Raw genomic sequence first — 13,445 nt, 5'->3', positions numbered from 1 at the left:
TGGGCTTCATGCCGACGGGGATGTGGTGGTTCATAGGAGCGGCCTGCGGGCAACTGCTGCTGGTCGCCGCGTTGTTGCGAACCCGCAGCAAGGAAAGCGAAGGGCATCGTCCGGACGACGTGCCCCCGCCGCAGGCCCTGGCGCTGCTGCGGGGCGGGCGGCGGGCGGCCGTCACCGTGGCGCTGGTGGCCCTGCACCAGCGTGGGGCGGTCGCGGCGGGCCGCAAACATACGATTCGGGCCAACGGCGGCCCAGGCCGCACCCGTGACCCCGTCCAGCTGGGGGTGCACGGGGCGCTCCACCGGGCGTTCGCGCTGCGTGATCTCACCCTGCGCCCCGAGGCCCGGCGGGCGGTGGACGCGTTGCGCCGCGAGCTGCGCGGGGCGGGGCTGCTGCAGCCGCCCGCGCGGTTGTGGGCGGTCAGGGCGCTGCTCGGCTGCGTACCGGTGACGGTGGTGGCGGGGGCGTACGCGACAGGGGCGACCGGTACCGGTCTGGCCGGGGCGCTGGGGGCCGGGGCGCTGCCCGTCCTGCTCGCGGCCCTGGTGCTGCTGCGGCTGCCGCCGGCGACCCGGGCGGCGCGGCGGCTCCTCGCCGGACTGCGGGAGCGGTACCCCCTGCCGGCGCATCGGCGCGAGGTGACGGACGGAGGGCTCGTCCAGCTGTACGTGGCGCTGTACGGCGATCCGGCGCTCGCGCTGTTCCTGCCCCACTTCTCGCGGGACGGCGGGCTGCTCGACCGGCCCGGCGAGGTGGACCGGAACCGGCCGCCGCAGGATCGTGGTCCGGTTCGGGGCGACGGCGCGGGGTGAGGCCGCGCCATACTGTCGTATGCGCATCAGAGCGGCCGCTGCGGCCGAACTCCCGCTGCTCCAGGACATCGAACGGGCGGCGGGCGAGCCGTTCCGTACTCTCGGCATGGCGGCGATCGCCGACGACGACCCGCTGCCCCTGGACGTCCTGGAGTCGTATCGGCGTGCGGGCCGGGCGTGGGTGGCGGTGGACGCCGCCGACCGCCCGATCGCGTATCTGCTGACCGACACGGTCGACGGCTCCGCCCACATCGAGCAGGTGTCGGTGCATCCCGACGCCGCCCGTCGGGGCGTCGGCCGGGCGCTGATCGAGCATCTGGCGGAGGCCGCCGGGGAACAGGGCCTGGCGGCGCTGACCCTGACGACGTTCGCCGAGGTGCCGTGGAACGCGCCGTACTACGCGCGGCTCGGCTTCCGTCCGCTCGCCGCGTCCGACCCGGCGCTCACGGAGGGCCTGCGCGCGATCAGCCGCGCGGAGGCGGCGCACGGCCTCTCGGTCTGGCCCCGGGTGTGCATGCGCAGGGAGGTGCGGCACGCCGCGGCGGACCGGGGAGTGCCGGAGGCCCGAGGCGCGCACGAGGCCCGGCAGGGAGGCTAGAACTCCCGGCAGGGGCCAGGAGTCCGGCCTGATCGACACGACACCCCCTAGGGAGTTCCGCCCGGGTCCCCGTACCGCTGCCGCAGTTCCACCTTCCGCACCTTCCCGCTCACCGTCATCGGGAATTCGGTGAGGATCTCCACCCGGCGCGGGATCTTGTAGTGGGCGAGCCGGTCGCGGCAGAAGGCGGTGACGTCCTCCAGGGTGGGCGGGTCGGCCGGGTCGCGGGGGATCACGCAGGCGAGGATCTCCTCGCCGTAGCGTTCGTCGGGCACGCCCACGACCTGGACGTCGGCGATCTTCGCGTACCCGTAGAGGAACTCCTCGATCTCGCGCGGGTACACGTTCTCGCCACCCCGGATGATCATGTCCTTGATCCGGCCGACGATCTGGACGTAGCCGTCGTCGCGGATCACCGCCAGGTCGCCGGTGTGCATCCAACGGCCGGAGTCGATCGCCTCGGCGGTCTTCTCCGGCTCGTCCCAGTAGCCGAGCATCACGCTGTAGCCGCGGGTGCACAGCTCACCCGCGGTGCCACGCTCGACGGTGAGACCGGTCGCAGGGTCGACGACCTTCACCTCGACGTGCGGCATGACCCGGCCGACCGTCCCCGTGCGGCGCTCCAGGTCGTCGTCGCGGCGGGTCTGGGTGGAGACCGGTGAGGTCTCCGTCATGCCGTAACAGATCGACACCTCCGCCATGTTCATCTCGGCGACCACCCGCTTCATCACCTCCACCGGGCACGGCGAGCCGGCCATGATGCCGGTGCGCAGGCTCGACAGGTCGTACGTGGCGAAGTCGGGCAGGTTCAGCTCGGCGATGAACATCGTGGGCACCCCGTAGAGCGAGGTGCAGCGCTCCTCCTGGACGGCCCGGAGCGTGGCGGCCGGGTCGAAGGACGGCGCGGGGATCACCATGCAGGCACCGTGGGAGGTGGCGGCCAGGTTTCCCATGACCATGCCGAAGCAGTGGTAGAAGGGCACCGGGACGCAGATGCGGTCCTGCTCGGAGTAGGCGATCATCTCGCCCACGAAATAACCGTTGTTGAGGATGTTGTGGTGGGAGAGCGTGGCCCCCTTGGGGAAGCCCGTGGTCCCCGAGGTGTACTGGATGTTGACGGGCTCGTCGCAGGAGAGCCGCTCGGGGCGCAGCTCTCCCGGCGTACGGGCGAGGAAGGCGTCCCAGCCGGGGTCGCCGAAGTAGACGGCCTCGCGCAACCGCGGGCACTCCGGCCGCACGCGCTCGACCATCGCCCGGTAGTCGCTCGTCTTGTGCGCCTGCGAGGCGAAGAGCAGGGTGATCCCGGCCTGGTTGAGGACGTACGCCAACTCGTGCGGCCGGTAAGCGGGGTTGATGGTGACCATGACCGCCCCGATCCGGGCGGTGGCGTACTGCACGAGGACCCACTCGGCGCAGTTGACCGCCCAGATGCCGACCCGGTCCCCCTTCCGCACCCCGCTGCCGAGCAGGGACCCGGCCAGCCGGTCGACGTCGGCGCCGAAGCGGGCGTACGTCCAGCGGCGGCCGGTGGGCACGTCGACGAGCGCCTCCCGGTCGGGCCAGGCCGCGACGGCCCGGTCCAGGTTGGCGCCGATGGTGTCGCCGAGGAGCGGGGTCTCCGACACCCCGTGGGCGTAGGAGAGTTCGGTGGGCGCGACGGTGCCGTACGTGGTCATGCGAGGTCCCCCTCCACGAATTCCCTGCCGCCGCCCTCGGCGGTCAGCCGGCGCAGCTCGACCCGGCGGATCTTGCCGGAGACGGTCTTGGGCAGCTCGGCGAACTCGATCCGCCGGACCCGCTTGTACGGGGCGAGGACCGCCCGCGAGTGGGCGAAGAGGATCTTCGCGGTCTCCTCGTCGGGGTCCCAGCCGGCCGCGAGGACGACGTACGCCTTGGGGACGGCGAGCCGCAGCGGGTCCGGGGCGGGGACGACGGCCGCCTCGGCGACGGCCTCGTGCTCCAGGAGCGCGCTCTCCAGCTCGAACGGGCTGATCTTGTAGTCGGAGGCCTTGAAGACGTCGTCGGAGCGGCCGATGTAGGTGATGTACCCCTCGGCGTCCCTGGATCCGATGTCGCCGGTGCGGTAGAGGCCGTTCGCCATCGCCTCCGCCGTGCGCTCCGGGTCGCCGTGGTAGCCGGTCATCAGGCCCACCGGGTGGGTGGACAGGTCGAGACAGATCTCGCCCTCGTCCATGTCCGCCGCTCCGCTCACCGGATCGACGAGGGTCACCCGGAAGCCGGGGCTCGGGCGCCCCATGGAGCCCTCCTTGATCCGCTGACCGGGGCTGTTGGAGACCTGGACGGCGGTCTCGGTCTGACCGAAGCCGTCCCGGACGGTGACCCCCCAGGCACGCCGTACGGACTCGATGACCTCGGGGTTCAGTGGTTCGCCGGCGGCGACGACCTCGCGCGGCGGGGTCTTCAACTGGCCGAGATCGGCCTGGATCAGCATGCGCCACACGGTCGGCGGGGCGCAGAAGCTGGTGACGCCGTTGCGCTCCATCTCGTCCATCAGCCGGGCCGGGTCGAAGCGCGTGTAGTTGTGGATGAAGACGGTCGCCTCGGCGTTCCACGGGGCGAAGAGGTTGGACCAGGCGTGCTTGGCCCAGCCCGGAGAGGAGATGTTGAGGTGCACGTCGCCGGGCTTGAGGCCGATCCAGTACATCGTCGACAGGTGCCCGACCGGGTACGAGGTGTGGGTGTGCTCGACCAGCTTGGGGCGGGCCGTGGTGCCGGAGGTGAAGTAGAGCATGAGGGTGTCGTCGGCGAGGGTGACGCCCTCCGGCTCGAAGGCGTCGGCCTCCTCGGCGGCGTGCTCGTACCCCAGCCAGTCCGCCCCGGCGCCACCGACCGCGATGCGGGTGTACTCCCCCGGGACGTCGTCGAACTTGGCGGTGTCCTCGGCGCGCACGATGACATGGCGGGCGCGGCCCCGGTCGACACGGTCGCGGAGATCGGCGGGGCCGAGCAGCGGGGTGGCGGGGATGACGACGGCGCGCAGCTTCATGGCGGCGAGCACGGTCTCCCACAGCTCGACCTGGTTGCCCAGCATGACGATGATCCGGTCACCGGCGCGGACGCCCTGGGCGCGCAGCCAGTTGGCGACGCGGTGGGAGCGGGCGGACATCTCGGCGAAGGAGACCTTCGCCTCGGATCCGTCCTCCTCGACGATGTGGAGCGCGGTCCGGTCGTTGCCCTCGGCGATGACGTCGAACCATTCGAGCGCCCAGTTGAACCGCTCGGACCGGGGCCAGGCGAAACCCTCGTAGGCCGCCTCGTAGTCCTCGCGGTGCTGGAGCAGGAAGTCCCGGGCGGCCCGGAACCTCTCCGTCGCACTGGTCGCGCTCTGTGCCGTCATTCGTCCTCCTCGTTGCGGGACCGGTCCCGGACATCGTGTAATCAGTGACCCAGGTCTCACTACCCCCGTTCGGGGGTGAAGGAGTGGTTCCGTGCCCGAGCGGATGGAAACGGCCGAGCTGCGCGCGGCGCTGCTGCGGCTGCGCCGGGGCAGCGGACTGCCCGTGGTCTTCGGCGGGCTGCTCCAGGAGGGGCGGGCGATGCGGATCGGCGAGACCTGCGGGGCGGTGACGCCCGCACTGCACGGCCTGACGATCTCGACCGGCTCGGGTCTCGGCGGCAAGTGCCTGGCCCTCTCACGGCCGTGCGCGGTCACGGACTACCCCTCGGCCCGGCACATCACCCATGAGTACGACGGCCCGGTCGCCGCGGAGGGGCTGCGCTCGGTGATCGCTGTGCCCGTCGTCGTACGCCGCAAGGTGCGCGGTGTCCTGTACGGGGCGCTGCGCGACGCCCTGCCGATCGGCGAGCGGGTCTTCGACGCGGCGGTCGCGGCGGCCCGTGACGTGGAGCAGGCGCTGGCCGTACGGGACGAGGTCGGCCGCCTCGGCACTCCGGCGGCCTCGGGGCCGTCCTGGGAGGAGGTCCGGCAGGCCTACGGGGAGCTGCGCGAACTGGCCCCGAAGGTCCCGGACCCGGAACTGCGGGAACGCCTGCTCGCGGTCTGCGGCCGCCTGGAGACGGCCTCGGGGACACCGCGGGACCTCCCGGGAGTGACGCTGACCCCCCGGGAGACGGACGTCCTGGCGGCGGTGGCCTCGGGCGCGACGAACGCGACGGCGGCGACCCGCCTGGGCCTGCGCCCGGAGACGGTGAAGGGCTACCTGCGCTCGGCGATGCGCAAACTGGGCGCGCACACTCGCCTGGAGGCGGTGGTGGCGGCCCGGCGGGCGGGGGCGCTGCCGTAGGAGTGACGGGGGGGCGTAGGAACGCCGGGAGGCTGCCGCGGGGGCGGGGGGTCAGGTGAAGAAGTCCCGCGCCTCCCGCTGGGGCCCGTACAGCAGGCATCCGACGGCCTCGTGCGAGGTCAGGCCCAGGAAGGAGGGGCCGGTGTGGTGCAGGAGGAAGAAGCGTCCGGTGTCGTCGATGAGCACCATCGCCCCGTCGAACGTCTCGTATCCGACGGGGAACAGCCTCCTGCCGAGGCTCCGGGCGAGTTCGGCGACGTCCTCGCCGCTCTCCTCGTAGATCCAGTGCGGGGTGAATCCGACGGCGTCCGGCGGCGTTCCCGGAATCTCCAGGCGCAGACCGCCGAACTCCCGGACGAAGTCCTCGGCGGCGCGGAAGGGTTCGACCGGATGGCCTTCCTCCGCGAACCGGTCGACGACGAACGCCAGAAGCCCGGGGACCCGCGCGCCGATGTCGCGCCCCGGGTACCAGCCGGCCGCACCGAGGGCGGCGGCGACGGATCGCCTTCCTGCCCCTCGGCCGTCTCCGCCGTCACTCCGCATGGACGATCTCGTACGGGATGTCCGACGGCGTCATGAGCCGGAGGGTCCGCTCGGCCTCGGCGGTGAGCGCAGCGCGCTGGGCGCGCGTCACGTGCGCGAAGGGCTCCACCCTGAGGGTGGTGCGGTCCTTGCCCTCGTCGAGGTGCCAGAGCCCGGCGAGGAAGCCGTCGAGCAGGAACACGCGGTGGGCCTGGTTGCCGGTCCAGGTGCGGCCCTTGTGCTCGCGGGGCACGACACGGCCGCGGTCGGCGTGCGACAGCAGCAGGTTGTCGAACTCGGGGAGGAAGCGAGGCGGGGCCGGGGTGTCCTCGTCGGGGCGGGGCGCGTCGGGCAGGTCGAAGAGTTCGGTGCCGCGCTCGTCCTGGAAGACGAGGAGCCGGGGCCGCAGCCGCTCGCAGGCGGGGCCGAGCCTGGTGAGGCCGCACCAGGTCTGCATGTCCTTCACGGAGGCGGGTCCGAATGCGCCGAGGTAGCGGAGCACGGTCTCGTCGAGGTCGGCGGCGCCGTCGGCGGGATCGTCGAACCACTGGCCGGTCGTGGTGAGCGCGACCTGGCCGCCGCGCCCCCAGAGGCCGCGCGGGGTGACCTGGACCAGGGGGAGGAGGCAGCGGGCGGCGACGGAGAGCGACTGCGGGTCCGCGTCGGGCCACTCGGGGAGGAGCTCCTCGCGCAGCTCCTTGGGGGTGCGGGGCCGCTCCTCGACGAGCGTGCGGGCGAGGTCGGCGAGCCGCTCGAGGTCGACGCCGTCGAGGCCCCCGCGGGAGACGAAGAGGGCGAGCTCCCGGTCGATGGCACCGCCCTGTGCGAGCCCGCGCAGGGCGACCGCGTCGCGGGCGGTGTGGGTGTGCACCGTGGAGCGCATGGTGACGATACGGGCGACGTCGCGGGACTCCATGAGCGCGGACAGCCGTTCGGGGCGGAATCCGTCGAGGCGGGCGGCGAGGGCGTAGTACGGGGGCTTGGTGTTCTGCGCCTGCAGGCCGAGAAGGTGCTCGACGGCCTCCGTGACCCCCAGGGGGGCGGGGCGGAGGAGCAGCTGGCGGTCGAGGGTGGCACGGTTCAGGGCGCGGGCACCGAGCACGGGGTGTGTCGTCTTGAGGGCCATGACAGGCACGCTACTCGGGCTTGCGGACAGATACGGTCCGCAAGGCGGGGTCAGGCCCATGACAGCGGGAGGGGCAGGACGCCGATCCATCACCATTCACCCGAAACCGACCGCATATATCCTGCCCGGAGACTCAGGAGGTGCACGAGATGTCCGACCGTCGCCCACGCCAGGCCTGGCGCCGCCCCCAGGCGGAGCCGCCCACGAGCGCCGCCCCGGAGGCGCCGGAGGAGCGGCGGAGCGTGGTGCAGGCGAGCCTGTACCGGGACGGCCGTCGCGTCTCGTCCCCGGCGACGCTCGCGGAGACCTTCCGGCAGTTGCGCGAACACCCGGACGGCATGGCGTGGATCGGCCTCCATCGCCCGACCGAAGAGGAACTCCACTCCCTGGCGGCCGAGTTCGATCTGCACGAACTGGCCGTCGAGGACGCGATGGAGGCGCATCAGCGCCCCAAGCTGGAGAGGTACGGCGAGACGCTCTTCGTGGTCCTCCGGGCGGCCCGCTACCTGGACGCGCAGGAGGAGGTCGAGTTCGGCGAGCTCCACATCTTCCTGGGCCCGGACTTCCTGATCACGGTCCGCCACGGCGCCGCACCGGACCTCTCCACGGTCCGCCGCCGCATGGAGAAGGACCCGGAGCTGCTCGCCCTTGGCCCGGAGGCGGTCCTGTACGCCATCCTCGACGCGGTGGTCGACGGCTACGCACCGGTGGTGGCGGGCGTCCAGAACGACATCGACGAGATCGAGACGGAGGTCTTCGGCGGCGACCCGGCGGTCTCCCGCCGCATCTACGAACTCTCCCGGGAGATGGTCGAGTTCCAGCGCGCCACCCGCCCCCTGGTCGGCATGCTGCACGGCCTGATGGCCGGCTTCGCCAAGTACGGCACGGACGAGGAACTCCAGCGCTACCTCCGTGACGTGGCGGACCACGTCACCCACACCAGCGAGCGCGTCGACGGCTTCCGCCAGGCACTCACGGACATCCTCACGGTCAACGCGACCCTGGTCACCCAGCAACAGAACGCGGAGATGCGGGCGTTGGCGGAGGCGGGCTTCGAACAGAACGAGGAGATCAAGAAGATCTCCTCGTGGGCCGCCATCCTGTTCGCACCGACGCTGGTGGGAACGATCTACGGCATGAACTTCGACACCATGCCGGAGCTGCACTGGGCGGGCGGGTATCCGTTCGCGGTGGTGCTGATGGCGGTGGTGTGCACGAGTCTGTACGTGGTGTTCAAGAAGAAGGACTGGTTGTAGACCCGCCCCCCTTTCCTGGATGCGCCGGAACAGCAGGCGGTCCGCTGCGGCGATCAGGGCGGCGGCGGCCGCCCGGGGCGTGATGGCCGGGGCGTGGTCCGGGGCCGCGGCCGCCAGAGCCGTGGCGAGCGCCTCCTCCCGCTGGTCGTGCAGTTCGCGCAGCCGGGCGGCGAGGGTGGGGCTGTCGGCGACCATGCGGGCGAGTGCAGCCCGGCAGGAGGCACCGGCGAGGGGCAGCGGGGCGGTGCGGAAGGTCCGGCCCAGGGCGGCGAGGGGCAGCGGGCGTTGGTGGTGCCGGGCGCGCCTTTTGCCTCCCGTGGGGAGCCGGGAGGCGGGCGCGGCCCGGCCCCCGCGGGGCGACGCGGGGCCGGACCGGCGGCCACGCGCTGCAGGAGTCGGGGCTGCAGGGGCCGCTTGTGGTTCACCCTGCCACCGGGCCGCCCGGGTACGCCAGAGGCGTGCACGAACAAGCCAAGGGCATATGCGAACGAGGTCGGCGGCGTCCCGTGCGGCACTGATCCCCACCCGCAGCCGGGCCGTCCGCCTCGGACGGAAGCCTGACGACAGGACCTAGCGGGCGTCGCGGCGGCGGCGACGTGCGCGCTCGAACTCGGTGACGTCCGACATCCAGGGACCGTGCTGTCCGAGCGCGGCGCAACCGCCTCGGACGAAGGCGCTCACCAGGTTCCGGTACCCGTCCAGCCCGTCGACCAGGCAGTACTCGACCTGGTATTCCGGATCCGACCTGCCGTCCCCCTCCCGCACCGTCGTGACCCTGGCGAGGGAGTCCGCGTAGAAGTGGAGCTGGATCCCCTCGCCCATCTCCTCGTCCTCGATGGTGAACACCTCGTTGTCCCCGGCGGAGCGATCGGCGACGAAGTCCCAGAACTCCGCGCTGGCCGTACGAGAACCGTCCCGCCGCCACTTCTTCTCGACGCCCTTGTCGTCGGTGAACGACAGGGCCGTCTTCCTCCCGCGCTCGCCGGGGCCGGCGCGGTCGTCCGCCGCCTCCTCGTCGTCGTCCGCCGGTGTGCTCCTGGAGCGGGCCGCGGCCTCCGAGCACATCAGGAAGCCGACCGTGCGCACCGCGTCGTCGACGAGTTCGGGGTGTGCCCGGCGCACGGCCGCGCCGACCGTCGTCTCCATCCGCTCCCAGGCGCGCTTGTCCGTGGCGCGGTGTCCCCGTCGTGGGTCGAGGCCGATCCGCATTCCCGCGCAGGCCTGCTCCGCGACGGCGATCACCCGCATGACCTCGGGCAGCAGCGCGGGGTCGACGGCATCGGGCGTCCGCCTCGGAACGGTCGAGCCGTGCAGGTACTGGCCCGTGTACCTCAGAAGCGCGGCGTCGAGCGGGCCGAGGACCGTACCGCGCTCGGCTCGGCGGCGGTTCGCGTGGTACTCCTGAGCACGTCTCTCGTTCGGCGTCTCCGTGGCCGCGCGCATCGCCGCGCAGACCTGACCGCGCTCCAGCAGATCGATGTCCGCCCCATGGGCGATGAGCCGGCTCCTGTCCCACCGGACGCGCCGGAAGAGCGCGTCGACGTCCGCGGGCGGGGAGAGGAGGACCGGGTCCAGGAGGGCGACAGCCGCGTTCTCGTCGAGCCGGCCCCGGGTTCCGGCGTCGTCGCACAGCGGAAGGATCGCGCTCCACAGCAGCAGATGCCTGGTCAGGTCCTCCTGGATCACCGCGAGATGGGCTTCGGCGATCGAGAAGGTGAACGTGCGGGGGTCATGGTTGGCGTCGGCCCCGGCGCCGAGCATCAGTCTCAGCTCGCCGTCCTCGCGGATCACGTTCGGGATCCAGCCGCTTCTGCGCGTGAAGACGATGTCCCTCATGGACTCAGGCCTCTCTCGAACGGCACCGGCCGGACGTGCCCGCCCCGACTCCACGGCACGCGTCACGGCGGTGCCGGCGCCCCGCCCCGTACCGCCGGCTCACGACCACCGCGCGGATTCGGCGTCGAGGCGCGCATCGGTGCGCACCCAGACCTCGCCCCTGGCCGCCCCGGCCGGGGCGTCGACTCGTTCGAGACCGAGGAACGCGATCAACGTGAGCAGTTCGGCGCGTTCGGCGCGGTCGTCGTCGGCATCGCGCGAGTCGAAGAAGACGTGGTACCGGTCACTCGGGTCCACGAAGCCCGAGTCCGCCCAGATGCGGCCGACTTCCCGGATCGCCGCCGCTTCGGTGGTGAACGTGGCGGCGCGGGCGGCACCGCGGGCCTCCGGTGACGCGTCGAGGTCGGCGGGGTCGGGGAACCACTGGCCGAAGCGGTCGAGGCCGGCGTATCCGTTCTCGAAGAACAGCATCGCGCTCGGAAGGTAGCGATTGCCCCTGTCGACCTGGAGATACTCCGACCGGGGCCGGTCCCCGCCGTCGATCCGGGAGATCACGCCCTGCCCCGGCATGAGCACCAGGCTCTGCCCCGCCGGCTCCTCGCTGATGGTGTAGGTGCCGGAGTCCCGCCCCCGGAAGAACGCGGAGAACGCGACATACGCTTCCTGGGGGTCGCCCACGGAGACCTGCTGGTCGTCGCCGTCGTCGGCAGCGAACACGAACCGCTTCGGTCCGGGGTGATAGGGGCGGGCCATGGGCGTCCTTCGTTCATGTGTGGCGGCGCCACCAGCGTAGTCGCACGAGAACGGACCGAACCCGCCGCTCCTCCCTGACGAACAGCCAGGGTCGCCTGGCCCCGGGGGAGGCCGCAGGGCAGCGGCCGGGACGGTTCGGCGGGACGCGCGACGCCCGTGTGACCTAGAGTGCGGGGGTGCCGTCGTACAGCATTGGGCAGGCCGCGCGGCTGCTCGGAGTGAGTTCTGAGACCGTTCGCCGGTGGGCGGACGGTGGGCGGTTGCGTATGGACCGCGACGGTTCGGGCAACCGGGTGATCGACGGGGTCGGGCTCGCGCGGTTCGCGCAGGAGCGGGGGGCCGGGCTGCACGCCGTTCCCGAGGACGAGGTGTCGACCTCCGTGCGGAACTCCTTCGTGGGGATCGTCACCGGGGTGCGGATCGACGACGTGGCCGCGCAGGTGGAGGTGCAGTCCGGGCCGCACCGGCTGGTGTCCCTGGTGACCCGGGAGGCCGTCGAGGAACTGGGGCTCGATGTCGGGGTCACGGTGACGGCACGGGTGAAGTCGACCAGCGTGCACGTCGACCTGCCGTGACGGCCGGGTCCGGACGCGGGGCGGCGGTGGAGGAGTGCGGCGCCGACCGGCCGTAGGGGCGGCCTCGTGCGGGCGCGCGTTCAGTGGCAGAGGAGTGCGGCGCTGAGGTCCACCCGGTCGTCGAGGCGGGACAGGTCCCGGCCGGTGAGGGTCTCGATGCGTTCGACGCGGTAGTGGACCGTGTTGACGTGGATGTGCAGGGCTTCGGCGGTGCGCGTCCAGGAGCAGTCGTGCGCCAGGAAGACCTCCAGGGTGTCCAGGAGCATGGTCCCCGACCGGCCGCCGCCCAGCAGGGCGCCGAGGACCGTCGCGCGGTAGACCTCCCGTACGGCGGCGGGGATGCCTACGAGCAGCAGGGCGAGGCCGTCGAGGTCACGGAGTCCGGCGACCCGGGGAGCGGGGCGGGTCGTGGTGCGGGCCGCGGCGAGGGCGTAACGGGCCTGCGTCAGGGCGGTGTCGAGCTCCGCGGGGGTGCTGACGCGGGTGCTCAGGCCGGCCCGCCAGGTGCTCTCCGGGCGGCAGGCCTGGATCAGGGGCCACACCTCCCGCAGGCGTTCCCTCGTGTCGTCGGTGGTGTCGGCCTCGTGGGCGAGGACCGCCGCCACCTCGTCGCCGGCGCACGGGCCGACGGCGAAGGCGGCGGACGGCAGGTGACCGAGGGCCTCGGTGAGCGCGGCGACCCCGTCGGCCCCGCCGGCGCCGTTCGGTTCGAGGGCCGCGACGACCACCGTGTACGCCGCCCGGTCGCCCAGACCGCAGGAGGCCAGTGCGCCCCGCAGGTGGTCGGTGTCGACGCGCAACGCGCCGATCGCCTCCACCAGCTGGGCGGCGGCGGGGCCGCGGGCCTCCCGGGCCCGGTCCTGGCGGCGCCGGTGGCGGCCGAGGAGCTCGGATATCTCCTGGAGGACCCTCGGCGGCACCTGCCCCTCCTCGGGCAGGTGCAGGTACCAGGTGTCGAAGTCCGTGCTCTCGGCCTCGACGCGCAGCGTCGTGCCCTGTCCGCCGCGCAGCGCCTCCACGGCCGCCCGGGCGGGGAGTTCGGCCGCGTCGCCGGTGCGGGTGACGGTACGGCCGCTGGCGGTGAGCAGGTGGCAGGCGGGTGAGCCGAGATGGGCGAAGGCCCGGTCGAGCAGTTCACCGGCCGTCGCCCCGCTCTCCAGGGCGCGGTCGAGGTCCAGGCGGACGTTCTCGGGGAGGGCGTGGTGCCCGCTGGGGCGGCGGCTGAGTTCGCCCCACTGCCGGAGGTAGACGGCTTCGGTGATGGCCCGGAAGCCGGTGTGCGGGGGGACGGCGATGAGGGCGACGCGGTGCCTGCGGCAGGCGTCGGCGAGTTCGCGCGGCACGTGGCCGTGGGTCTCCTCGCCGGCGAGGAGGGCCACCGCTCCGGCCCGGCGCAGGGCGGACACGAAGTGGTCGGTCTTGGCCGGCGCGCCGTCCGGGGTCCACCACACGAGTCCGCTCAGCACGACCTCGCCCGGCTGGAGAAAGCGCTCCGGGTCCTCCAGGTCGGTCGCGGTGACCCCGGCGATCTCCTGGCCGAGGAGTGACTCGTCGCCCCAGACGAGGGAGAGGTCCAGGCGGTCGAGCCGGAGGAGGTGGTCGACGTGCATACGTGGCTCCTTGCGCGGTCGCGGGAGTGGCCCGCACTCACATTCACGAGGCAAATGCGAGTCGATGCATCGTAGATGCCAAGGTGAAGGGC

The 13,445-nt window shown here is 72.7% G+C and carries 12 protein-coding genes; 5 read left to right on the top strand and 7 right to left on the bottom strand.

The genetic code is table 11. From position 1 onward, the window contains the following. The first annotated feature begins 8 nt into the window (after positions 1-8). Both OG392_RS29595 and OG392_RS29590 read left to right on the top strand, forming a co-directional pair. On the top strand, positions 9-812 hold the full coding sequence (locus tag OG392_RS29595) for a TIGR04222 domain-containing membrane protein (RefSeq protein ID WP_329284443.1): 804 nt from the start codon (positions 9-11) through the stop codon (positions 810-812). Between the two features lie 19 nt (positions 813-831). Then, positions 832-1,410 carry a GNAT family N-acetyltransferase gene (locus OG392_RS29590; protein WP_329284440.1) on the top strand — a complete coding sequence of 193 codons (579 nt, stop codon included), beginning with the start codon at positions 832-834 and terminating at the stop codon, positions 1,408-1,410. Between the two features lie 47 nt (positions 1,411-1,457). Here OG392_RS29590 and OG392_RS29585 read toward each other — a convergent pair whose 3' ends face one another. Together OG392_RS29585 and OG392_RS29580 are read right to left on the bottom strand one after the other, a co-directional pair. Next, positions 1,458-3,086: an AMP-binding protein gene (locus tag OG392_RS29585; RefSeq protein ID WP_329284438.1), complete on the bottom strand. Its 1,629-nt coding sequence runs from the start codon at positions 3,084-3,086 to the stop codon at positions 1,458-1,460. Continuing rightward, positions 3,083-4,768: an AMP-binding protein gene (locus OG392_RS29580; protein WP_329284436.1), complete on the bottom strand. Its 1,686-nt coding sequence runs from the start codon at positions 4,766-4,768 to the stop codon at positions 3,083-3,085. Before OG392_RS29580 ends, OG392_RS29585 begins: the two co-directional genes overlap by 4 nt. A 91-nt stretch (positions 4,769-4,859) precedes the next feature. Between OG392_RS29580 and OG392_RS29575 the strand changes: the two genes are divergently transcribed. Continuing rightward, positions 4,860-5,675 (top strand): helix-turn-helix transcriptional regulator, encoded by an 816-nt coding sequence (locus OG392_RS29575; RefSeq protein WP_329284434.1) that lies wholly within the window; start codon positions 4,860-4,862, stop codon positions 5,673-5,675. A 51-nt stretch (positions 5,676-5,726) separates the two neighbouring features. Here the strand turns inward: OG392_RS29575 and OG392_RS29570 are convergent, their stop codons facing one another. Then, positions 5,727-6,218 (bottom strand): SUKH-3 domain-containing protein, encoded by a 492-nt coding sequence (locus OG392_RS29570; protein WP_329284432.1) that lies wholly within the window; start codon positions 6,216-6,218, stop codon positions 5,727-5,729. Then, entirely contained in the window at positions 6,208-7,323 is a 1,116-nt protein-coding gene (locus OG392_RS29565) for a winged helix DNA-binding domain-containing protein (protein WP_329284431.1), read from the bottom strand. The genes OG392_RS29570 and OG392_RS29565 overlap by 11 nt, the downstream gene beginning before the upstream one ends. 149 nt (positions 7,324-7,472) lie before the next feature. Here OG392_RS29565 and OG392_RS29560 point away from each other — a divergent pair, with 149 nt between their 5' ends. Next, on the top strand, positions 7,473-8,579 hold the full coding sequence (locus OG392_RS29560; protein WP_329284429.1) for a magnesium and cobalt transport protein CorA: 1,107 nt from the start codon (positions 7,473-7,475) through the stop codon (positions 8,577-8,579). 570 nt (positions 8,580-9,149) lie between these two features. Here the strand turns inward: OG392_RS29560 and OG392_RS29550 are convergent. Together OG392_RS29550 and OG392_RS29545 are read right to left on the bottom strand one after the other, a co-directional pair. Beyond that, positions 9,150-10,415 (bottom strand): DUF6357 family protein, encoded by a 1,266-nt coding sequence (locus OG392_RS29550; RefSeq protein ID WP_329284426.1) that lies wholly within the window; start codon positions 10,413-10,415, stop codon positions 9,150-9,152. 99 nt (positions 10,416-10,514) lie between these two features. Beyond that, positions 10,515-11,168: a hypothetical protein gene (locus OG392_RS29545; protein ID WP_329284424.1), complete on the bottom strand. Its 654-nt coding sequence runs from the start codon at positions 11,166-11,168 to the stop codon at positions 10,515-10,517. 176 nt (positions 11,169-11,344) lie between these two features. Here OG392_RS29545 and OG392_RS29540 point away from each other — a divergent pair, with 176 nt between their 5' ends. Next, the gene (locus tag OG392_RS29540; protein WP_329284423.1) at positions 11,345-11,743 is read left to right on the top strand and encodes a TOBE domain-containing protein; all 399 of its coding nucleotides are present in this window, start codon (positions 11,345-11,347) and stop codon (positions 11,741-11,743) included. 80 nt (positions 11,744-11,823) lie between these two features. Here the strand turns inward: OG392_RS29540 and OG392_RS29535 are convergent, their stop codons facing one another. Next, on the bottom strand, positions 11,824-13,353 hold the full coding sequence (locus OG392_RS29535) for a PucR family transcriptional regulator (RefSeq protein WP_329284421.1): 1,530 nt from the start codon (positions 13,351-13,353) through the stop codon (positions 11,824-11,826). Positions 13,354-13,445 lie beyond the last annotated feature (92 nt).

The organism is Streptomyces sp. NBC_00691 (genome assembly GCF_036226665.1).
Lineage (GTDB): Bacteria > Actinomycetota > Actinomycetes > Streptomycetales > Streptomycetaceae > Streptomyces.
Note: the sequence above shows the minus strand (reverse complement) of the source record. Positions and strands in the feature narration are given on the sequence as shown.